19 protein-coding genes are annotated in these 22547 nt (G+C 65.6%); 10 read left to right on the top strand and 9 right to left on the bottom strand.

Annotated elements, in window-relative coordinates; translation table 11 throughout:
* The first annotated feature begins 319 nt into the window (after nucleotides 1-319).
* From ACM42_RS37850 to msrA, 7 genes are all read left to right on the top strand, one after another.
* Complete coding sequence (locus ACM42_RS37850; protein WP_271533524.1) at nucleotides 320-988, top strand: sensor histidine kinase; 669 nt, start codon at nucleotides 320-322, stop codon at nucleotides 986-988.
* A gap of 45 nt (nucleotides 989-1033) precedes the next feature.
* On the top strand, nucleotides 1034-1723 hold the full coding sequence (locus ACM42_RS37845) for a VOC family protein (protein ID WP_271533523.1): 690 nt from the start codon (nucleotides 1034-1036) through the stop codon (nucleotides 1721-1723).
* Between the two features lie 242 nt (nucleotides 1724-1965).
* Nucleotides 1966-3279 (top strand): epoxide hydrolase family protein, encoded by a 1314-nt coding sequence (locus ACM42_RS37840; RefSeq protein WP_271533522.1) that lies wholly within the window; start codon nucleotides 1966-1968, stop codon nucleotides 3277-3279.
* 31 nt (nucleotides 3280-3310) lie between these two features.
* On the top strand, nucleotides 3311-4159 hold the full coding sequence (locus tag ACM42_RS37835; RefSeq protein ID WP_271533521.1) for an enoyl-CoA hydratase/isomerase family protein: 849 nt from the start codon (nucleotides 3311-3313) through the stop codon (nucleotides 4157-4159).
* Nucleotides 4160-4272: 113 nt separating this feature from the next.
* On the top strand, nucleotides 4273-4695 hold the full coding sequence (locus tag ACM42_RS37830; RefSeq protein WP_194392753.1) for an OsmC family protein: 423 nt from the start codon (nucleotides 4273-4275) through the stop codon (nucleotides 4693-4695).
* A 22-nt stretch (nucleotides 4696-4717) separates the two neighbouring features.
* A complete protein-coding gene (locus ACM42_RS37825; protein ID WP_271533520.1) occupies nucleotides 4718-5173 on the top strand; it encodes a cupin domain-containing protein in 456 nt (151 codons plus the stop codon).
* 29 nt (nucleotides 5174-5202) lie between these two features.
* Nucleotides 5203-5718 (top strand): peptide-methionine (S)-S-oxide reductase MsrA, encoded by a 516-nt coding sequence (gene msrA / locus ACM42_RS37820; protein WP_271533519.1) that lies wholly within the window; start codon nucleotides 5203-5205, stop codon nucleotides 5716-5718.
* A 7-nt stretch (nucleotides 5719-5725) separates the two neighbouring features.
* On the opposite strand, the gene ACM42_RS37815 is transcribed toward msrA, so the two are convergent.
* From ACM42_RS37815 to ACM42_RS37780, 8 genes are all read right to left on the bottom strand, one after another.
* Entirely contained in the window at nucleotides 5726-8575 is a 2850-nt protein-coding gene (locus tag ACM42_RS37815; RefSeq protein ID WP_271533518.1) for an ATP-binding protein, read from the bottom strand.
* 264 nt (nucleotides 8576-8839) lie between these two features.
* A complete protein-coding gene (locus tag ACM42_RS37810; protein ID WP_271533517.1) occupies nucleotides 8840-10000 on the bottom strand; it encodes an MFS transporter in 1161 nt (386 codons plus the stop codon).
* Nucleotides 10001-11251: 1251 nt separating this feature from the next.
* Nucleotides 11252-12484, bottom strand: a complete 1233-nt coding sequence (locus tag ACM42_RS37805) for a Zn-dependent hydrolase (RefSeq protein WP_271533516.1) — start codon at nucleotides 12482-12484, stop codon at nucleotides 11252-11254.
* Entirely contained in the window at nucleotides 12477-13262 is a 786-nt protein-coding gene (locus ACM42_RS37800) for an ABC transporter ATP-binding protein (protein WP_271533515.1), read from the bottom strand. The genes ACM42_RS37805 and ACM42_RS37800 overlap by 8 nt, the downstream gene beginning before the upstream one ends.
* Nucleotides 13259-14032 (bottom strand): ABC transporter permease, encoded by a 774-nt coding sequence (locus tag ACM42_RS37795; RefSeq protein WP_271533514.1) that lies wholly within the window; start codon nucleotides 14030-14032, stop codon nucleotides 13259-13261. Before ACM42_RS37795 ends, ACM42_RS37800 begins: the two co-directional genes overlap by 4 nt.
* A 71-nt stretch (nucleotides 14033-14103) precedes the next feature.
* Entirely contained in the window at nucleotides 14104-15048 is a 945-nt protein-coding gene (locus tag ACM42_RS37790; RefSeq protein WP_271533513.1) for an ABC transporter substrate-binding protein, read from the bottom strand.
* A 105-nt stretch (nucleotides 15049-15153) separates the two neighbouring features.
* Nucleotides 15154-15882 (bottom strand): histidine utilization repressor, encoded by a 729-nt coding sequence (hutC, locus tag ACM42_RS37785; RefSeq protein ID WP_028178008.1) that lies wholly within the window; start codon nucleotides 15880-15882, stop codon nucleotides 15154-15156.
* Nucleotides 15879-17237, bottom strand: a complete 1359-nt coding sequence (locus tag ACM42_RS37780) for a formimidoylglutamate deiminase (RefSeq protein WP_271533512.1) — start codon at nucleotides 17235-17237, stop codon at nucleotides 15879-15881. Before ACM42_RS37780 ends, hutC begins: the two co-directional genes overlap by 4 nt.
* Before the next feature lie 82 nt (nucleotides 17238-17319).
* On the opposite strand from ACM42_RS37780, the gene hutI reads away from it, so the two are divergent.
* Genes hutI through hutU form a run of 3 tightly spaced genes read left to right on the top strand, consistent with a single transcriptional unit; the run spans nucleotide 17320 to nucleotide 21771 of the window.
* Nucleotides 17320-18534 carry an imidazolonepropionase gene (hutI, locus tag ACM42_RS37775; RefSeq protein ID WP_271533511.1) on the top strand — a complete coding sequence of 405 codons (1215 nt, stop codon included), beginning with the start codon at nucleotides 17320-17322 and terminating at the stop codon, nucleotides 18532-18534.
* Nucleotides 18531-20090: a histidine ammonia-lyase gene (gene hutH / locus ACM42_RS37770; protein WP_271533510.1), complete on the top strand. Its 1560-nt coding sequence runs from the start codon at nucleotides 18531-18533 to the stop codon at nucleotides 20088-20090. Before hutI ends, hutH begins: the two co-directional genes overlap by 4 nt.
* A gap of 10 nt (nucleotides 20091-20100) precedes the next feature.
* A complete protein-coding gene (gene hutU / locus ACM42_RS37765) occupies nucleotides 20101-21771 on the top strand; it encodes a urocanate hydratase (protein ID WP_271533509.1) in 1671 nt (556 codons plus the stop codon).
* 37 nt (nucleotides 21772-21808) lie between these two features.
* Here hutU and ACM42_RS37760 read toward each other — a convergent pair whose 3' ends face one another.
* Nucleotides 21809-22444 (bottom strand): TetR/AcrR family transcriptional regulator, encoded by a 636-nt coding sequence (locus tag ACM42_RS37760; RefSeq protein WP_271533508.1) that lies wholly within the window; start codon nucleotides 22442-22444, stop codon nucleotides 21809-21811.
* Between the last annotated feature and the right edge of the window lie 103 nt (nucleotides 22445-22547).

Here is a 22547-nt window from a genome sequence, read left to right as displayed (position 1 = left end):
CAATTCCAATCAATGAGCTGAAGTCTGCAATTTGATTACCAGATCGAGGCGTCCAGTAAACCGGCCGAAAGTGGCGAAATCGCGTGGCGACCGCTGATCGCACCGGGACGTGTGTCGCAAATTTTGCTTAAACGCGAGCAGTTTACGACGCGAGTGCGACAATTCGTCAGCGCGCCTGACCCTCGACGCACGGGTGTCCACCGCGAGATCGCGGGCGCCGCCGATCATAACAGAATCTTGCAACGTCTAACGGGCAAAACGCGCGCGGCGCATCCACTATAGCCTTCGAGTGAGATCCTGTTTCAACGGGGAGGCCATGATGTCCGGTATCGGTGCTCGGCCGAACGACCACGTCGTTCGACCTCAATTCGTCGCCAGTCTCGATGATCAGTCGCGTGATTGGGAACTCGTGCTGCGGGAGTCCCACCATCGCATGAAGAACACGCTGACGCTGCTCGGTGCGTCGGTCCGCCGCGACTTCACGCGCGCGAGCAAGAGGGATGTGTCGCTGGCGGTGGACCGGCTCGAGCGGCGCATCGTCGCCTTCGGCCGGCTCTATCAGCTCCTGTCCGACAACGACGATCTATCGGCCATCGCCGTGGAGCCGTTCTTCGAAAACCTGTGTGGAGCCCTCTCCGAAGCGGTGCTGGAGCCGGCAGGCATCCGCTGCGAAGCCGCGATCGACAGCGGCAGACTGCCGGCTGCTCAATGTCATCGGCTCGCGCTGATGCTCACCGAACTGGTCACGAACGCGGCAAAGCACGCTTTCCCGAACCGAAGCGGTGCGCTGATCCGCATCGAATTGGCGAGCCGCGACGGCGCCTGGCTCTGCACGGTGGCCGACAACGGCATCGGTGCGACCGGTCCGCTTCAGGGCACCGGCAGCCGGATCCTCGAAGGACTCGCACGCAGCATCCACGCGCGGTTGCACGGCGAGGCGGGGCAGGGCGGCACGCGGGTGACGATCGTGATGCCGACTGTCGCATGAAGCCCTTCCGTGTCTGCAACCGCGTCTCACATCAGGGAGTTCGACATGACAACCATCGAAATCGATCGCGAAACCGGAACCGGGCCCTCGACATCGCGCAGCGTTGACCTGAAGCTCGAAGTCGTCGTGATCCCCGTGTCCGACGTCGACCGTGCCAAGGCGTTCTACGCCCGCCTCGGCTGGCGGCTGGATGCCGATTTTTCGTCAGGCGAGGACTGGCGCGTGATCCAGTTCACGCCGCCGGGCTCGGCCTGCTCGGTGATCTTCGGCAAGAACGTGACGTCCGCAGCGCCCGGCTCGGCGCGAGGCCTGTACCTGATCGTCTCCGACCTGGAAGCCGCCCGGCAGGAGCTGCTCGGCCGCGGCGTCGAGGTCAGCGAGCCATTCCACGGTGCCGGCGACGTTCATGCCGGGCCCGACGAACCGTATCTGTTCGGCAGCGTTCGGCTCGGCGGTGCCGACCCGAAGCGCGGCAGCTACAGCTCGTTCGCATCGTTCAGCGACCCCGACGGCAATGGCTGGCTGTTCCAGGAGGTCACGACACGACTGCCCGGGCGCATCGCGAGCGGCGCCACGACATTCGCTTCGACGACCGATCTGGCGGCGGCGCTGCGCCGCGCGGCGATCGCGCATGGCGAGCACGAGACGCGGAGCGGCGGACACGACGAGAACTGGCCGGACTGGTACGCCGACTATATCGTCCGCGAGCAGGCCGGCCAGCCGCGGCCGTCGTGAACTGCAGGCCAACCCAGCTCCTGACTTTGGCCGATACGGCGCGCGATGACTGACCTCCTCGCGCGCCGTGCCGCATCGACATCGCGTGTTCTGGTTCATCGCGCGGACTCGCAAGGGCTAACGAGGCCTAACAAGCCATAACGAGCAAATCGGACTTGCCCGCGCCAATGTCTGCACAGAACGAACCGATGTGCCGCTCTCGAACCCGATCCCCGGCACCGGTCGAAGCAAGGGAGATCCAAATGACGACGCAAGTCCGCACCGACATCCTCAACCCCGATCGCCGCCAATTGCTGAGCCAGGCCGCGATGGGCGCGGTTGCCGCCAGCGTGTCGAGCCTGCTGCCGCTGCAGCCGGCGAGGGCGGCTGCGAACGGCACGATCCGCCCGTTCCGCGTGAACGTGCCCGAGGCGGACCTGCTCGACCTCCGTCGTCGTCTCGCGGCCACACGCTGGCCGGATCGCGAGATCGTCACCGATCAATCGCAGGGCGTGCAATTGAGGACGGTGCAGGAGCTCGTGCGCTACTGGCAGAGCGACTACGACTGGCGCAAGATCGAAGCGCGGCTGAACGCTCTGCCGCAATTCGTCACCGACATCGACGGCGTCGACATCCATTTCATTCACGTCCGCTCGCGGCACGAGAATGCGCTGCCGATGATCGTCACGCATGGCTGGCCCGGCTCGATCATCGAGCAGATGAAGATCGTCGGCCCGCTCACCGATCCGACCGCGCACGGCGCCAAGGCTACGGACGCGTTCGATCTGGTGATCCCCTCGCTGCCCGGCCACGGCTTTTCGGGCAAGCCGACGGAGCTCGGCTGGGATCCCCAGCGCATCGCGCGCGCCTGGATCGTGCTGATGAAGCGGCTCGGCTATAGCCGCTATGTCGCGCAAGGCGGCGATTGGGGCAATGCCGTCACCGAGCAGATGGCGCTGATCGCACCGCCCGAGTTGCTCGGCATCCACACCAACATGCCCGCGACCGTGCCCGACGACATCGCCAAGGCGCTTCAGCCGGGCGGAGTGCGGCCGTCGGATCTCTCGACCGACGAGCGCATCGCCTACAACCAGCTCGACGATTTCTACAAGCATGGTCTCGGCTACGCGATCGAGATGTCGAACCGCCCGCAGACGCTCTATGGCCTCGTGGACTCGCCGGCAGGCCTTGCGTCCTGGATGCTCGATCACGATGCGCGCAGCGCCGCGATGATCGCGCGCGTCTTCGACGGCAAGACCGAAGGCCTGTCGCGGGACGATGTGATCGACAACATCACGCTCTACTGGCTCACCAACACAGCGGTGTCGTCGGCGCGGCTATACTGGGAGAACAAGCTGGTGTTCTTCGCGCCGAAGCACGTGAAGATCCCGGTTGCCGTCAGCGTCTTCCCGGACGAGATCTACGCCGCGCCGCGAAGCTGGACCGAGAAGGCCTATCCGAAGCTGATGCACTACAACCGCCTCGACAAGGGCGGCCACTTCGCGGCCTGGGAGCAGCCCGCGCTGTTCTGTGCGGAGATGCGCACCGCGTTCCGTCCGCTGCGGCAGTCGATCTGAAATGCGAACACATGCATCAGGAGTGCAAGAGATGAATCGTCCCGAACACACTTTCACGACGGCAGACATCCGCCTTGAGCGCCGCCTGCCGTCCTACTGGCGTGTCACCTTCGACATGCCGCCGGTGAATATTTTCGGCCCGAAGCAGCTGCCGCTGCTGGGCGACATCATCACGCAGATCGAGACCGATCCGGACGTGAAGGTCGTGGTGTTCGACAGCGCCGTCGAGGATTTCTTCATCACCCATTACGATTTCCTCGCGCCGTTGGAAGACTCCCTCGAGATCGCGCCCGGGCCGACCGGCCTTCAGGCGCTGCCCGACATGCTGGTGCGCCTCAGCCGTGCGCCGGTCGTCTCCATTGCCGAGATCCGGGGCCGCGCGACCGGCGTCGGCAGCGAGCTGGCGCTCGCCAGCGACATGCGCTTTGCCAGCCGCGAGAAGGCGATCCTGTCGCAATGGGAGGTCGGCGCGGGCCTCGTGCCCGGCGGCGGGCCGATGGCCCGGTTGCCGCGCCTGATCGGCCGCGGCCGCGCGCTCGAAGTGCTGCTCGGCGCAGACGACATCCACGGCGATCTCGCCGAGCGCTACGGCTATGTCAACCGGTCGCTGCCGGATGCCGAGCTCGACGGTTTCGTCGAGGCGCTCGCGATGCGCATCGCGTCCTTCGACAAGGAGGCAATCGCCGAGACCAAGCGCCTCGTCGACGTCGCGAGCCTGCCGCCCGATGCCGAGATCAAGCCGGAGTGGGATGCGTTCCTCGCCGCGCTCGGCCGCCCCGCCAGCCAGACCCGCATCAGGGCGCTGATGGCGCGCGGCTTCCACCGCGCCGGCGATGTCGAGAACCGGCTCGGTTTCCACGTCGGGCAGATCGGCAGCTAGCCGACGGAACCGCTGCGACGTTCGGCCGGTTGGAACGATGATAGGCGGTCACGCCGATGTCGCCTTTCACCGGTACCGAGCGCCGGTGCTGAAACCAAACAAGGAGAATTGAGATGATCCGCAAGGCAACGGCAGTCTGGAAGGGCACCGGTCGCGATGGGACCGGTCATTTGACGAGCGAATCCGGCGTGCTCGCGCAGACGCCCTATTCGTTCAAGACTCGCTTCGAGAACGAGAAGGGGACCAATCCCGAGGAGTTGATCGCGGCGGCCCATGCAGGGTGTTTTACGATGGCGCTGGCCTTCGGCCTTCAGATGGCAGGTTTCACGCCGGACGAGCTGTCGACGGAAGCCGCGGTGACACTCGAGCCCGAGGGCAAGGGCTTCAAGATCAGCAAGTCCGCGCTGACCTTGCGTGCAAAAGTGCCGAACCTCGACGAGGCTGGCTTTGCGAAGATCGCCGGCGAGGCCGAGAAGAACTGCCCGGTGTCCAAGGTGCTCAACGCCGCGATCACGCTCGACGCCAAGCTGGGCTGATCGAAACAATGGAGACGCTGCCATGCCGCGCCAGGATCTGCCTCGCCAACATCAGCCGGACGAAGACAGGTTTCGGGCAATCCTGCCCGAGGACGTCGCATGGCAGCCGTTCCCCGCTTTCCCGCCGGGCGCGCGGCTGGCGGTGATGGTCGGCCATCCCTCCGAGCCCGGACCCTACCTGGTCCGGGTGAAGGTGCCCGGCGGCACGAAGCTGATGCCGCACAAGCATCCGGAGGACCGCATCTACACGGTCATGTCGGGCGTCTTCTACATCGGGCTCGGCGAGCGCTTCGATGGCGACATGGTGAAAGCCTATCCGCCCGGCAGCGTCATCGTGCTGCCCGGCGACACCTGGCATTTTCACTGGGCGAAATCAGGCGAATATGTCACGCAGGTCTCGGCCATCGGGCCGCTGGGCCTCGAATATCACGATGACGTTGATGATCCGCGCTTGCATAGCGCGGGGGACAAGCGCTGAATATCTCAATCAAACCAATGGAGCGTCAGATGACGACAGAGCGCGCAGTTTTGGCCGGAGGCTGCTTCTGGGGCATGCAGGATCTGATCCGCAAGCAGCCGGGCGTGATCTCCACCCGCGTCGGCTACACCGGCGGGCATGTGAAGAATGCCACCTATCGCAATCACGAAGGGCACGCCGAAGCCATCGAGATCACCTTCAATCCCGCGAAGACGAGCTTCCGGACGATGCTGGAGTTCTTCTTCCAGATCCACGATCCGACCACGCTCAACCGTCAGGGCAATGATCTCGGCACGAGCTACCGGTCGGCGATCTTCTACACGAGTGACCAGCAGAAGCGGATCGCCGAAGACACCATCGCCGACGTCGAGGCGTCGGGCTTGTGGCCCGGCAAGGTGGTGACCGAGGTCGCGCCGGCAGCCGAGTTCTGGGAAGCCGAGCCCGAGCATCAGGATTATCTCGAACGCTATCCTGACGGCTACACCTGCCACTTCATCCGGCCCGACTGGAAGCTGCCGCGCCGCGCGGCTGCTGCCGGAGGTTAGGCTGCCGTCAGGCGCGCAATTGCGCGATCAGGTCGCGCGCAATGCGCATGTCGCGGGTGTCAGCACCCTCGGCGAACGCTCCGCAGACATCGTCGAGAAGCGACAGAGCGTCCGCGCTCCGGCCGGCTCCGGTCATCAATCGCGCGAGGCTGGTAGCGCAACGCAGCTGCCAGAAGTGGGCGCCCTGCTGAACCGCCATGTCCATGGCCTCGTGCAAGCGTGCCTCGGCATCGCCTGAGCGTCGCACGCTCCTGAGCATCAGCTCTGCCTTGATGCGAGTCAGCTCCGGCAGATACCAGAGCTCCTGCCGGTCGTTGCAGCGGGTCAGGACGTCGTCGATCACGTCGAGGCCGCGGTCGATCTGGTCGGCTTCCAGGAAACCCGCAGCAAGCTCGCCGAGCAATGGAAGAAATCGCGGCAGGAAGCGCGCATCGCCGGCGCGATTGAGCTCTTCGCGCAGCAGCGGCAGGCCCGTCGCGACGTCGCCGCGCTTGGCGATGACCGCCGCGTTGAAAGCCCGCGCCCACAAACCCCAGAGACGGATGGCGTGGCGCTCGGTGTGCTCGAGCAGCTCGGTGCCATGGCGCTCCGCAGCGTCGACATCGCCGGCCCAGAACGCGATCGGGCAGGCGGCCTGGCCCAGCACGCTGCAGAAGGTCAGGGCGTGACCATTGGCGCGGCCTTCCTCGATATTCCTGGCGGCGAGGGCCTTGGCCTGATCGGCCAGGCCTTGCAGCCACAGGATGCGGGCGCGGAAATATTGCGTCGATATTCTGAGGTCGAGCGGGAAGATCTTCGGCTTCTCCGCCAGCACATGCAGCGAGCCGTGGACGCGGTCGATGCGGACCCGGGCCTCGTTCTGGTCGCCGAGATAATGCAGCGCGACGGCCATCAGCCGGTCGCCCAGCATGAGATCGGTTCTGTCGGGCGAGTTCGCCGCCGCATTCGCAAAGCGCTCGGCGAGCACGCGGGCCCTGCCGAACTGCCCGTTGTTGAACTGGTCGATGCACAGGCCCCAGAGCGCGCGCAGCCGGAAATCCTTGTCATCGAGCCTGTCCGCCAGCTCGAGAGTCGTCTCCAGGATCGGGCGCGCCTCGCGCGCGCGACCCTCGCCATACATCAGCGACCAGCCGAGTGCCGACAGCAGCTGCATGTGGATGCGGTCGTTGTCCCTGCCGTCTCCGAGCGCCGCCAATGCCGTTCTGCTGCGTTCTCGGCATTCGGCGAACAGCGAAAGGCGCACCCAAAGAGTGATCGCGGCTGCCGTCAGCGCGATGCCGAGCCTGGCGTCGCCGTCGGGCGCGAAAGCCCAATCGAGCGCGGCTCGCACATTGTCCAGCTCCCCTGCATAGATGCTCAACCATTCGGGCAGCGGTGTCGATGTATCGGCTTCCGCGTGTTCGAAGAAATCTTGAAAATGCTCGGCATGGCGCCGCGCAAACGTCCTGTATTCACCGAGCTCGTTCAGCTTGCCGAGGGCGTAGGTGCGCGTGGTGTCGAGCAGGCGATAGCGTAGCGTCCGCGAACCGGATGGCGAGATCAGCGATTTGGTGACCAGGCTGTCGATCGCCTCCAGGGTCTCCGAGGTGCTGAGGCCCTCGCCGGATGCGACCGCGGCGGCGGCCTCCGGCGCGAATGGCCCGGCGAACACCGACAGTCGCCGCAATGTGGCGCTTTCCGCCGGAGGCAGAAGGTCGTAGCTCCAGTCGAGGGCCGCGGCGAGGGTCTGGTGCCGCGGCACGGCCGTGCGCCGCCCCCGCCATTGCAGCGAAAAGCGGCTGTCGAGCAGGGATGCCGTTCCGGCGATGCCGTACGCATTGACACGGCCCGCCGCGAGCTCGATCGCCAGCGCAATGCCGTCGAGGCGCCGGCAGATGTTCGCCACCAGCGGCGCTTCTTCCGCGCTGAGCTGGAACGAGCCCGAGCTCTGCGCGATGCGCTCGACGAAGAGCTGAGCCGCGGGGTAGGCGAGAACCTCGGCGACATCGAGGCCCTCGCGCTCCGGCGGACAATCCAGCGGGAACAGACGAAAGATCCGCTCGCCGTCGCTCCGGAACGACTCGCGGCTGGTTGCGAGAACGCGAAGCTGCGGCGCTTCGCGAACGATGCGCTCCACGAGTGGAGCCAGCGTATCCAGCACATGCTCGCAACTGTCGAAGATCAGCAGGGTCGGTCCGGTCCTCAGGAATGTCAGGATGGCCGGCGTCGGGTCCTCCGAGTTCACGGTCAGCCCGAGGACCGAGGCGATGGTGGTTGTGACATGACTGGCGTCCCGCAGCGGACCGAAGTCGACGAAGAAGACGCGTCCGCCGAAATCCGCCGAGCGGCGATGCCCGACCGTGACGGCGACGGAAGTCTTGCCGATGCCGCCCGGGCCGACCACTGTCATGAAGCGATGCAGGGTCAATCCGTTCGAAATCTTCTCGATGACCTCCTCTCGCCCGATCATCTTTGCGAGCTGAGCAGGCAGGGAGCGAGGAGCGGTGATTTCGGCTGCAACTGAGGTTGAGGTGACCGGCGGAGCTGCTTGAACGAACGGCGCGACAAAGCAATAGCCGCGGCCGGGCACGTTGAGGACATAACGAGTCGACTTGCCGGTATCGCCGAGCGCCTTGCGCAGCGCTGCGACATGGAAGCGCAGACTGCCCTCGTCGACATTCACGTCGGCCCAGATGCGCTTGACCAGCTCCCTCTTGTCGATGACTTCACCGGGGCGCTCGGCAAGCAAGATCAGAATATCGAGCGCGCGGCCGCCGATGTGAAGCGGCTCCCCCTCCTTCTCCAGGAGCCGGGACTTTGGGAACAGCCGAAATGGCCCGAATGAAATATGCGAGTCGTGATTGCTATGAGCCTGCACGTGCCATTGCCCCCTCCACGGGAGTCAAAAGGTATTTTGTTGTGGTCTAGCAGAACGACGCGTCCAGTAAACTGGCCGAAAGCAGCATGGCAGACAGCCCGGCGCAGATGGCTTGGGTTTGCTTCGGCCCGCCAAAATAATGCCTTTGAAAGAAGGGTTTAGGTTGGCATGCCAAGATGAGGGACTGGACCCGCGCTTGCATGGGACCATTGCGGCCGGTGGCGATCCCGGCTCTTCCATCCCGTAAATTCGGCGCAGTGCCGCTCACGCATCGACGCGCGACATCTGGCGCTGCTCCGCCGTGACGATCCGCGACGACAGCGTGACGAGGCCCATCAATGCGGCCAGCAGCCAGAACGCCATTGGCAATCCGCCAAGACCTGCGACGAAGCCCACGCCGGCAGGGCCGATCAGAACCCCCGCGTACCCCGCGGTCGTGATCGCCGCGACCGCAAGCCCGGTAGGCATCACCGTTTGCCGCGCCGCCCGGCGGAACAGCACCGGCACGAGGTTTGACGCGCCGAGCCCGATCAGCAGGAATCCGCCGATGGCGACCGCTGCGATAGGCGCCGTGAGCAGGACCACAAAACCCGCGATCGCCATGAGGCTGCCCCAGAGCAACGTCGCGCGGTCCCCGATGCGCGCAACGACCGCGTCGCCGCCGAGCCGGCCTATTGTCATCGCGATGGAGAACACGATGTAGCCGGCTCCGCCTTGCGCCTCGGTGACGAGCCCCGCGCCGATGACGAGGAGCGCGCTCCAATCGAGCATTGCGCCTTCGACGAGGAAGGTGATGGCGCCGAGCAGCGCAAGCAGCAGCACCGATCCGTGCGGCAGCACGAACAACGGGCCCTCCTGCATCTGCACCGAGCGAAGCAGGCGTGGCCAGGTGAAAAACATCGCGATCAGCATCAGGACGGAGCAGATCAGCGTGCAGGCGAGCGCGCCGATTTGCAGCGAGAGCAGCACCGTCACCAGAGCGGATCCGGCGAAGCCGCCGATGCTGAACAGGGCGTGGAAGCCGGACATCAGCGGGCGTCCCGCGGCGCGCTCCACCTCCACGGCGTGAATGTTCATGGCGACGTCGATCGAGCCGAGCGCGGCGCCGAACGCAAAGAGGGCCAGCGCCAGAGACATGGGCGAGCTTGCGATCGCGAGCAGCGGCAGGACCAGCGCGAGCATGAACCCGCTTGCGACGATGATCGGTCTGCTGCCGTAGCGCGCGCTGAGAACGCCGGTCAGCAGCATCGCGACGACCGAGCCGATGCCGAGGCTGAGCAGGAGCAGCCCGAGGACCCCGTCATCGACGCCGAGCCGCGCCTTCGCGAACGGCACCAGCGGCGCCCAGCACGCGATGCCGAAGCCCGCGACGAAGAAGGCAAGTCTGGTCGCAAGGCGGGTCGCCGGCCGGTCGGCTGAAGACATGAGAACTCCCGGGGAAGCAGGCAGGGGGTGGGGTGCCCCAGGAGCACCAGAATTGCCGCGCCTTTGTGTCAGAGGCCTGCCCGAATAGTCACGGCTGGCCCGCGAAAACATGCGAGCAACCCCAGAGCTCCGTTGGGAGCGCTCAAGGTTCTCCGACGATGCAGGGCGAGGCCGAGACCAAGCATCCGCCCGGCGTTCGACGAACCGTTGCTTGATGTAGACAGATGTTGGCCGATGCCGGCCCACGGCCTGTCGGGCAAAACACCCGATCATTTCCATACGTGTCGGCGTCAAGCCCTTTTTGCGAAAATATTCCGCTTTACCGAAATTCGGATTTGTCGTATGTGTCGCCCATCCCGGCTCATCCTTGAGGGGCGATCGTGTGGTCGTCATTGTCGCGAGCCGGGCTTGCGGTGGACGCGGCAGCGTCGTGCACGAGAGGTGAAGGGCTGGGCGGATTGCTCTCCGTGAGCCCGAAGCTGCGTGCGGACGAGCGGCGCTGTCAGGTTCGTCGTGCCAGCATTTCGGCGGCAAAGTGCACAACGCCGTCGAACCCTGTGGCGCCAACGAACCGCGCGTACGGCAAAACCGTGTGGTCCTGGCCGTCGTTGCTACGGTCAAGCTCTTGCGGAGGCGGCAGTCGCGTCAACCGGCGCGGCGCCGGTGGATTTCGCAGGGGTGAGGGAGGCCAGAACGAACTCGGCTCCCGGGAGAGCACGGCATAAGCCGTCCGACCACCGCGCAGGGAAGGCCGTGTGTTGGGCTTCACCTGTATGCTGCTGTGCGGTTTTCTGCGTGTGCTCTATGCGCAGCAGACCGCGGGTGCGAGCCGGCACCCGGCCTTCCCTGCGCCCTCTTGGCTCAAGAGGGTGGAACGACGAAGCAAAGCTCGGGCGAGTTCAGCCGCGAGGATGCGAAGGCATGTCCGCAACCCCACACTCGGTGTCATCGCCCGCGTAGGCGGGCGATCCAGTACTCCGAGACGGTCGTGACTGAATCGAGAGGCCGCGGCGTACTGGACTCCCCGCCCGCCTACGCTGAAGCTTCGGCGCCCCTAGGCCTCAACCGCGGCGAAGCCCTGGCGTAGCCGGGTCGCGGGGAATGACAACGTCACTTGGAGGACGCGCCATCGCGTCATACTCCGTCATTGCGAGCGCAGCGAAGCAATCCAGAATCCCACCGCGGAGAGACTCTGGATTGCTTCGCTGTGCCGCGCGATCGACTGCCGCAGGTCGGCAGCCGCATCTCGCTCTAGCCGCCGAGGATCCGCCGGCAGGCGTCGACGAACACCTCTGCGCCGGTGACGATATCGGCGTCGGCGGTGTTCTCGGTCCAGTGATGGCTGATGCCGCCGATCGAAGGCACGAACAGCATGCCCGCGGGCATGACGGTCGCGAGCATCTGCGCGTCATGCCCGGCGCCGCTGGGCATGCGGAGGGACCGGCCGCCGGCCAGGGCCCTGCTCGCGGCCTCGATTGCGTCCTGGAAGCCGGAATTCATCATGGCGGGCGCACCAGTGCGCAATTTCTCGACGGTGACGGTGCAGGGACCGTTCGCACTGGCCTCCTCCGCCATGGTCCAGAGCAACTGCTCCAGCCGCGCGATCACGGCCGGATCGTCGTCGCGGATCTGGAACAGCATCTCTGCGCCACCCGGAATGATGCTCGGCGCACCCGGATCGAGCGTGATGCGCCCGGTGGTCCAGACCGTACGCGGGCCACAGGCAGACGGAAAGCGTTCGTCGATCGCAACGCAGAATTTTGCCAGCGCGAGGCCAGCATCCTTCCGCGCCGCCATGCGCGTGGTGCCGGCGTGGTTCTGCTCGCCAGAAAAATTGATCTGGTACTGCCAGATGCCGACGATGGAGGTCACGACGCCGATCGCGAGGCCGCCGCTTTCGAGCGTATCGCCTTGCTCGATATGCGCCTCCAGAAAGCCAACGTGCCGCCCCGGCTCGACGGTGATGCGCGGGCGTCCGGCGAGACCCATGTCGGCAAGCGCATCGCGCATGGTGCGGCCGCTGGTGCGGTCGCGCGCAGCGTCGATGTCGGCCTCTGTCACCTGTCCGACATAGGAGCGCGAGCCGAGGAAATGGCCGAAATGTCCCTCCTCGTCGCACCAGGCGGCGACTTCGACCGCGCCGCTGAGCGAGGGATCGGAATTGAGCACGCGCGCGGCCTCGAGCGCGTAGACGACGCCGAGCGGGCCATCGAGCCAGCCGGCGTAGTTCTGGCTTTCCAGGTGCGAGCCCGCCAGCAGCTTCGCCCCGGGCTTCGTACTGGTGCCGAACACATTGCCGATGCCGTCGATCGTCGCGGAGAGGTTGGCCTCGGGCAGCTTCTGAACGAGCCACTCCAGCGAAAGCTTGTGCGGCTCGGAGAAGGTCGGCTTGTGCACGCCGGTCTTGTAGGCACCCACGGCGCGTAGCGCATGGAGGTCGGCGAGGACGCGAATTCCGTCGGCGCGCTGCGGGGTGTCAGGCATGTTCGGCAACCTTCAGCGCCTCGGTGCGGATCTCCTCGACCAGTCGCTCCTTGAGCTGGACGAATTCCGGCGTGGTCTTGACCTTGTAGGAGCGGGGATGCGGCAGGTCCACATGGATCTCGGCCTTGATGCGGCCGGGACGCGCGCTCATCACGATGACGCGGCTGCCGAGGAAGATCGCTTCCTCGATGTCGTGGGTCACGAACAGCACCGTTTTCTGGTCGCGCTCCCAGATCCCGAGCAGCATTTCCTGCATCAAGGCGCGGGTCTGGTTGTCCAGTGCGCCGAAGGGCTCGTCGAGCAAGAGGATCTTCGGATCATTGGCGAGCGCACGCGCGATCGCCGTACGTTGCTGCATGCCGCCGGAGAGCTGCTTTGGCCAATGGTTTTCGAAGCCGGACAATCCGACCTGGCGGATGAAGGCGTCCGCGATCTTGTTCCGCTCGTCCTGCGCCACGCCGCGCTCGCGCAGGCCGAAGGCGATGTTCTCGCGCACCGTCAGCCACGGGAACAGCGTATAGGACTGGAACACCATGCCGCGATCGGCGCCCGGGCCGGTCACCTCGCGCCCGTCGAGCGTGACGCGCCCGCTGGTCGGACGGTCGAGGCCGGCGACGATGCGGAGCAGCGTGGACTTGCCGCAGCCGGAGGGACCGAGGATGGTGACGAAGTCGTTGTTGCCGATGACGAGGTCGGTCGGCTCAAGCGCCCGGGTCGGCGCGTTGCCGTGGCGCGCGGGGAAGGTGCGCGAGACTTGTTCGATCTTGAGCGTCGTCATGCGAGCTTCCAGGGAAACAGCCAGGCGTTGAACGCCTTGAACAGGAAGTCCGAGATCAGGCCGATCAATCCGATCACGATGATGCCGAAGATGATCTGGCCGGTGTTGAGCAGCGCCTGGCTGTCGGTGATCATGTGGCCGATGCCGGAGGACGATCCGATCAGCTCGGCGACGATGACGTAGGTCCAGGCCCAGCCAAGCACCAGCCGCAGGATCTCGGCGATCTCGGGCGCCGAGGAAGGCAGCAGCACCCGGCGGATGATGCCGCGGTCGCCGGCGCCCAGCGTATAGGCGGCCTCGACCAGATCGCGCCGCGTGGCGCCGACGGTCACCGCAACCATCAGGATGACCTGGAATACCGAGCCGATGAAGATGACGAGCAGCTTTTGCAGCTCGCCGATGCCGGCCCACAGGATCAGAAGCGGGATGAAGGCGGAAGCGGGCAGATAGCGTGCGAAGGAGACGAACGGTTCGAGGAACGCCTCGACCGGCTTGTAGGCTCCCATCAGCACGCCGAGCGGCACCGCGATGATTGCGGCGAGCGCAAAGCCGCCGACGACGCGCCAGATCGTCATGCCGATGTCGAACGCGAATCCCTGCTTGGTCAGCAGGTCGAAGCCTTCCTGCACCATGGTCAGCGGGTTGGCGAGAAAGGTCTTCGACACATGACCGCCGAGCGTCGCCCAGGACCAGAGGGCGACGAACAGCACGAAGAACGCGAGGCCGTAGGCCACGCGCTGCCTTGATGTAACAGGGTCCAGGGGACGCATCAAACTGTCTATCCGAATAGTCGATCACGAGCCGGCTCCGCCTCGTGGTGGAACCGGCGGTTTGCAGAAGCTTACTTGATGAAGCTCGCGTCGTAGAGGTCCTCGACCTTCGGCGCGGCCTTGATGATGCCGATCTCGAGCAGGAGGTCGGCGGCCTCCTTGTTGAAGGTCAGGAAGTCGCCGGCGAAGAATTTCTGGTTCGCGGCCTTGTCCTGCCAGCGCAGATATTTCGCCGAGTTGCCGAACTGCTCGCCGGTCTGCTTCACGTCGGCGCCCATGACCTCGTAGGCCTTGGCCTGATCCTTGGCGATCATCTCGAGCGCCTCGAAATAGCTGTCGGCGAGCGCCTTGGCAGCCTTGGGATTCTCCGTCAGGAACTTCGGCGTGCAGCCGAAGGTGTCCATGACCATCGGGTAGTCGAGCGTGGTGGCGATGATCTTGCCCTTGTCGGGCGCGGCACGTACGGTCGACAGGTATGGCTCATAGGTCATCGCGGCGTCGTTCTGGCCGGAGACGAAAGCCTGCGCGGCCGCGGCCGGCTCGAGGTTCACGACGGTGACGTCCTTCACCGCAAGCCCGTTCTTCTTGAGCATCCAGGCCAACGCGAAATAGGGCGAGGTGCCGGGCGCGGAGGCGGCGACGGTCTTGCCCTTCAGGTCCTTGATCGCGGCGACGTCGTTGCGTACGGCCATGCCGTCGGCACCATAGCTCTTGTCGAGCTGGAAGATCTGCTTGGTGGCAACACCGTTGGCATTCCAGGAGATCCAGGTCTCGACCGTGGTCGCGGCGCACTGGATGTCGCCGGAAGCGATCGCGAGATGGCGGTCCTTTTGCGGGATCTTCTTGATCGTGACGTCGAGGCCGTTCTTCTTGAAGATGCCCGCCTCCTTCGCCAATGTCAGCGGTGCGAAGCCGGTCCATCCGGAGATGCCGACGCCGACCTTGACGTCGTCGGCGAGCGCGGGAGTGGCGGCCGCGAGAGCAATGATTGTCGCAAATAGCTTTGAATTACGCATGATTGTCGTCCTCTTACCGATCGATGGATTGACGTCCTGTTGATCACTGTCGGTCCATCTGGACCGTTGCCCGAAGCGTTGCACGATTTGTGCCGACATATCCTCTCAGCCTCCCTTGAATCGGGCGACAAGGCGGTGAGAGTCACCGGGATAGAGCAGGCGCACCGCGGTGATGGTGCGCGCGCTGCGCCAGGTGTAGCGGTCGATCACGAGGCAGGGCGCGCCGACGGCGATGTCGAGCGCCTCCGCGGTGCGATCGTCCGCAACGATAGCGCTGATCGTGTGCTCGGCTTCGGTCCATGGGACATGGTGAAGCAGCCACGAGCCAGGTGGCTCGCGCGAGAAGTCCGCGGTCGCGGCATCCGGCACGGACGACAGGTCGATCAGCCTGTCCTCGGCGGCAAAGGGCACGTTGTCGGCGCTGTGGCGGCAGGTGATCGCGACCACCTTGCCCGCCTTTTTGACGCCGAGGCGATCGCGGTCGGCAGCGGTCGCCGCGCGCAGCTTGCGGCCGATCAGCTCGTAGCCGTAAGCGCGGCCGAGGGCGGTGATCTCGGCGCGAATGTCGGCAATCTTGAGCACCGCCGATTGATGCTGCGGCCGGCGCACGAACGAGCCGGCACGGCGGCGCCGCTCGATTAGGTCGGCCTGTGCCAGCTCCGACAGCGCCTTGTTCACGGTCATGCGCGAGCAGCCGTAGCGAGCGACCAGCTCATGCTCGAACGGAATGCGATGGCCCGGCGGCCACTCGCCGGTCAGGATGCGCTTCTCGATGTCGGCACGGATGCGCTTGTAGAGGGTCGGCTTGTCGGCTGCGTCAGTGGCAAGGCTCATGCGACGAGCCTCCGCACCGATGCATTGAAGCGCTCGCGCGCTAACTGACGCAGCCTGTGCCGACCGCCTTCGACGACCTTGGCGCCGCCGGCCCAGACGCAATCGATCGCACCGCTGCCGGCCGCAAAGATCCAGCCATCGATAGCCGCATCCCCCTGACGTCCGGCCAGCGATGGATGCGCAGTGTCGAGGGTGACGATATCGGCGCGCGCACCGGGCGTGAGGCCGACTGTCGATTGCGCCAGGGCCTGTGCTCCGCCCGCGAGCGCATGATCGAACAGCGTGCGTCCCGTCGAATAGCCCGCGCCACTGGAGAGCACGTTGCGCTGGCGATGCTTGAGGCGCTGGCCATATTCGAGCTGACGGAGCTCGTCCGCGACGCCGATCAGCACGTTGGAATCAGTGCCCACACCGAACGCACCGCCGGCGGCAAGAAATTCGCGCGCCGGGAAGATGCCATCGCCGAGGCTCGCCTCGGTGACAGGACAGAGGCCGGCGACTGCACCCGTCCTGGCAAAGGCGCTGACCTCTCCGTCAGTCGTATGCGTTGCGTGAATGAGGCACCAGCGTTGATCGATCGGCGCGTGCTCCAGCAGCCATTGCACCGGGCGCTGTCCCGACCAGGCGAGGCAATCCTCGACCTCCTTGACCTGCTCGGCAGCATGGATGTGCACCGGTCCGCCTTCGGCCAGCGGAATGATCGCCGTGAGCTCGTTCGGCGTCACCGCGCGCAGGCTGTGCGGCGCGATGCCGATGTTGGCGCCAGGCAATGCGCTGATCGCCTTGCGCGAAGCAGCCATCAATGCGGCGAACTGATTAACTGAGCAGATGAAGCGACGTTGGCCGGCATGCGGTGCTGCTCCTCCAAACGAGCCATGCGCATAGAAACTCGGCAGCAGCGTGAGGGCGATGCCTGATGCTTCAGCAGCCAGCGCAATGCGCGAGGCCATTTCGGCAGGATCCGCATAGGGCGAGCCGTCGCGATCATGATGCAAGTAATGAAATTCGCCAACGCGGGTGAAGCCCTGCTCGAGCATCTCGACATAGAGCAGCGTCGCAACAGCCGCGACGTCGTCCGGCGTCATGGCCAGCGCAAAGCGATACATCGTGTCGCGCCACGTCCAGAACGTGTCGGTGCTGTCTCCGCGCAGCTCCGCAAGTCCCGCCATGCCGCGTTGGAAGGCGTGGCTGTGCAGGCTCGCCAATCCCGGCAGCGCGATTGCGTGGCGTTCATCGCCGGCAACGGGCGCGACATTCGGCGTCACCTCGGCGATCGCGCCGGCGGTGATCACCACCTGCACGTCATTGGCCCAGCCCGAGGGCAGGAGCGCGGAGGCGAAATGCAGTCGTGTCATGTTTCCATGCCGGCTGGACAGAACTTCCGCACGATTATATGTCTAGACATATAAGTCAAGCATCCCACGAGGGGGCCGTTGCATGGCAGAGCGCTTCGACCGGATTTGGCACAATGCCCGGCTCGCTACGCTACGGGCCGACCGCCGCGATCTCGGCGAGATCGAACAGGGCGTGATCGCCGCGCGTGGCGGCCGCATCGTCTATGCCGGCGCGCAGGCCGATTTTCCGGCGGATGCCGATGCCGCCGAACGGATCGACTGCGGAGGACGCTGGATCACGCCCGGCCTTGTCGACTGCCACACCCACCTCGTCTACGGCGGTGACCGCGCGCACGAATTCGAGTTGCGCCTGAAGGGCGCGAGCTATGAGGAGATCGCGCGTGCCGGTGGCGGCATCGTGTCGACGGTGGCCGCGACGCGCAAGGCGAGCGAGGCCGATCTTGTCGCAAGTGCGCTGCCGCGGCTCGATGCGTTGATCGGCGAGGGCGCAACCACGATCGAGATCAAGTCGGGCTACGGCCTCGACACTGCGACCGAGATGCGGCAGCTCGCAGCTGCACGTAGCCTCGAAGGCCGGCGACCGGTTGTGATCCGCACGTCCTTTCTCGGCGCACATGCGCTGCCGGTGGAGGCTGATGGCGACAAGGACCGTTACATCGATCTCGTCTGCAAGGAGATGTTGCCGGCGATTGCAAAGGCAGGCCTCGCCGATGCCGTTGACGCCTTCATGGAAGGCATCGCGTTCTCGGCTGCGCAAACTGCACGGGTGTTCGAGACGGCGAGGGAACTCGGCCTGCCGGTCAAGCTGCATGCCGATCAGCTCTCGAACCTCGGCGGTGCTGCGCTCGCCGCGAAATTCTCGGCGCTGTCGGTCGATCATCTGGAGCACACCGACGAGGCCGGCGCCGCCGCAATGGCGAAGGCCGGGACGGTAGCGGTGCTGCTGCCCGGCGCCTTCTACTTCATTCGCGAGACGCAGAAGCCGCCGGTCGAGGCGTTCCGCACGCATGGGGTTGCTATGGCGCTCGCGACCGACTGCAATCCCGGCAGCTCGCCACTGACCTCGCTTCTGCTCACGATGAATATGGGCGCGACACTGTTCCGGATGAATGTGGCCGAATGCATCGCAGGCGTCACCCGTGAGGGTGCTCGTGCGCTCGGCATCCTCAGCGACACCGGAACGCTGGAGGCCGGCAAATGGTGCGATCTCGCGATCTGGGACATCGAGCGGCCCGCCGAGCTGGTCTACCGTATCGGCTTCAATCCGCTGCACCGCCGGGTGTGGAGGGGACAATGACGGACGAGGGCGCAGCGATCGTCGTCAAGTCCGGAACGGTCAGCCTCGATGATCTCGCATGCGTGCTCCATGGTGCGCCCGTCGTGCTCGATCCCTCGTTCTGGCCGCGCATCGAAGCGGCGGCGGACATCGTCGCAAGAGCTGCGCGCGCAGATGTCCCCGTCTACGGCATCAACACCGGCTTCGGGAAGCTGGCGTCGAAGCGTATTCCGCCCGATCAGACCGCGCTGCTCCAGCGCAACCTGATCGTTTCACATTGCTGCGGCGTCGGCGCGGCGACGCCAGAGTCGATCGTCCGCCTGATGATGGCGCTGAAGATCATCTCGCTCGGCCGTGGCGCCTCCGGCGTGCGCCGCGAGTTGATCGAGCAGCTGCAGGACATGCTGGCACGGGGTGTCTATCCGCTGGTACCACAGCAGGGCTCCGTGGGCGCCTCCGGCGATCTCGCGCCGCTCGCGCATATGACCTCGGTGATGATCGGCGAAGGGCAGGCGATCGTTGACGGAAAAACCGTGTCCGGCGCTGAAGCGCTGGCAGCTGCCGGCCTTGCGCCGCTGACGCTCGGCCCCAAGGAGGGGTTGGCGCTGATCAACGGCACGCAATTTTCGACCGCCTACGCCGTATCAGGCGTGCTGCGTGCGTTCCGCCTGGCGCGGGCCGCCCTCGTCACCGGCGCATTGTCGGTGGACGCGGCGATGGCCTCGACCGCGCCGTTCCGGCCCGAGATCCAGGCGCTGCGCGGCCATGCCGGGCAGATCGCCGCGGCGGCGACGCTAACCGCGCTGCTCGATGGCAGCGACATCCGCCTCTCGCATCTCGAAGGCGACGAGCGTGTGCAGGATCCCTATTGCCTGCGCTGCCAGCCACAGGTCGCGGGCGCCGCGCTCGACCTGATCACGCAGGCCGCGCGCACGCTGATCGTCGAGGCCAATGCCGTCACCGACAATCCGCTGGTGCTGGTCGAAACCGGGGAGATCGTCTCCGGCGGTAATTTCCATGCCGAGCCGGTGGCCTTTGCCGCGGACGCGATCGCGCTGGCGCTGTCGGAGATCGGCGCGATCAGCGAGCGGCGCATTGCGACATTGGTCGATCCCGCGCTGAATTTCGGCCTGCCGCCTTTCCTCACGCCCGATCCCGGCATCAATTCCGGCTTCATGATCGCCGAGGTGACGGCCGCCGCGCTCTATGCCGAGAACAAGCAGCGCGCGCTCGCGTGCTCGATCGACTCGACACCGACCAGTGCCAATCAGGAAGATCACGTCTCGATGGCGGCGCACGCCGCGCGGCGGCTGTCCGACATGGCCGACAATCTCGCCGCCATTCTCGGCATCGAGCTCCTGGTCGCCGCGCAAGGCATCACGCTGCGCGCGCCGCATGCGACCAGCAGGCCACTTGCTGCCGTCATCGCCGCATTGCGCGAGCAGGTGCCGGCACTCGGTGCCGACCGCTATATGGCCGGCGATCTCGCCAAGGCGGCTGCGTTGATCGAGGCCGACACGCTGACGGGCGTCGCGACGGCCGCGCTTTCATCCGATCCATTTCCGAGACTTAGCTGAAGAGGTCCGCATGAACCGCCGACTGGACAACGACCGCACCATCCGCGCGCCCCGCGGCAGCGACATCAGCGCCAAGAGCTGGTTGACGGAAGCGCCCTTGCGCATGCTGATGAACAATCTCGATCCTGATGTCGCGGAACGCCCGAGCGAGCTCGTCGTCTATGGCGGCATCGGCCGCGCCGCGCGTGACTGGGAGAGCTTCGACCGGATCGTTGCGGCCTTGCGCAAGCTCGAAGCCGACCAGACGCTGCTGGTTCAGTCCGGCAAGCCGGTCGGCGTGTTCCGCACCCATGCGGACGCGCCGCGCGTGCTGATCGCGAACTCCAACATCGTGCCGCACTGGGCGACGCTCGATCATTTCAACGAGCTCGATCGGAAGGGCCTGATGATGTACGGCCAGATGACGGCCGGCTCCTGGATCTATATCGGCAGCCAGGGCATCGTGCAGGGCACCTACGAGACCTTTGTCGAGGTCGGTCGGCGCCACTATGGCGGCAGCCTGGCCGGCAAATGGATCCTCACCGCCGGCCTTGGCGGCATGGGCGGCGCGCAGCCGCTGGCCGCGACCATGGCCGGCGCTTCGATGCTTGCGATCGAATGCCAGCCCAGCCGCATCGAGATGCGCCTGCGCACCGGCTATCTCGATCGGCAGGCCGCAACGCTCGACGAGGCGCTCGCGATCATGGCGGAGGCCGCGAAGTCGAAGAAGGCGGTCTCGGTCGGCCTGCTCGGCAATGCCGCCGAGATCTTCCCGGAACTGGTTCGCCGTGGTGTCAAGCCCGACATCGTCACCGACCAGACCAGCGCGCATGATCCGATCAACGGATACTTGCCGAAGGGCTGGACGCTGGCCGATTGGGAGGCGAAACGCGCTTCCGATCCGAAGGCAGTCGAGCGCGCGTCGAAAACCTCGATGGTCGACCATGTCCAGGCCATGCTGGATTTCCACGCGCAGGGCATTCCGACGCTCGACTACGGCAACAACATCCGCCAGATGGCGCAGGACATGGGCCTGAAGAATGCCTTCGATTTCCCTGGCTTCGTCCCTGCCTATATCCGCCCCTTGTTCTGCCGCGGCATCGGGCCGTTCCGCTGGGCTGCGCTCTCGGGCGATCCCGAGGACATCTTCAAGACCGATGCCAAGGTGAAAGAGCTGATGCCCGACGACAGGCATCTGCACAATTGGCTCGACATGGCCAAGGAACGCATCAAGTTCCAGGGCCTGCCGGCGCGGATCTGCTGGGTCGGCCTCGGTGATCGCCATCGCCTGGGCCTCGCCTTCAACGAGATGGTGGCGCGGGGCGAACTGAAAGCCCCCATCGTGATCGGCCGCGATCATCTCGACAGCGGTTCGGTCGCCAGCCCCAACCGCGAGACCGAGGCGATGAAGGACGGCTCGGACGCTGTGTCCGACTGGCCCTTGCTCAATGCGCTGCTCAATTGCGCCAGCGGCGCGACCTGGGTGTCGCTGCATCATGGCGGCGGCGTTGGCATCGGCTATTCCCAGCACGCGGGCATGGTGATCGTCGCCGACGGCACGCCGGAAGCTGCCAGGCGCATCGAGCGCGTGCTGTGGAACGACCCGGCCAGCGGCGTCATGCGCCACGCCGACGCGGGCTACGAGATCGCGATCGACTGCGCCCATGACAAGGGGCTGGATCTGCCGAGCTTGGCAAAATAGCTGCAGCTCTACCTCTCCCCTCTGGGCAGGGGCGAGGTCAAACGCCGAGCCGGGGCGTACTGCTTACCAGTTTTGGCATCGTCGTCTTCGCGCCGTCCATGAAAGTCTGGACGGCGTCGCGGACGATGGCGCCGAGATCGGGCGGGATCGGCGTTGCGTAAATGAACTTGCGGATCGCGAGATAGAAGATGCGGCCGTGCAAGCCCCAGAACAGCTCGGTCTCGCGTTCACTCAATGCGTGAGCTTTTGCATCGGGCAACTTCAGCTCATGACGCAGCTCGGCGGCCGCGGGCTCGATGATCTCGCGCCTGACGATGTCGAGATAGCGGCTGGTGATGCCGAACGACTTCATGCCGGAGAACACGAAGATCCTCACCCAATTGTACTCGAACACGCGTTCGACATAGTCGAGATAGAAGCGGGTGAGCCGCGCCTCCAGTGGCAAGGCCCGGTCGCGGATCATCGGTCCCCAATCGGGCGACCAGCGGCTGAGATAGACTTCCTGGTAGACCCGCTCGATCAGCGCCTCCTTGCTGGGGAAGTGGCGGTAGATCGCCGAATGCGTAATGCCCATGCGCTTGGCGAGCTCGCGGGTCTGGCCCTCGAAGCCGCGCTCCGCAAAGAACCGGATCGCCTCGTCCACGATCGCGCGCTCCCGATCCGCCGCGCGCATATTGCGGCGCTTTGGCGCGGACTTGCCTGTCTCGGTCCGCTTTCGGACCAGTCGTTTCGGCGTTTTCTGCGCTTTTCGGGCCATTTCGTCGCTGAATCATACG

The organism is Bradyrhizobium sp. CCBAU 25338, assembly GCF_028128965.1.
Lineage (GTDB): Bacteria > Pseudomonadota > Alphaproteobacteria > Rhizobiales > Xanthobacteraceae > Bradyrhizobium > Bradyrhizobium liaoningense.
Note: the sequence above shows the minus strand (reverse complement) of the source record. Positions and strands in the feature narration are given on the sequence as shown.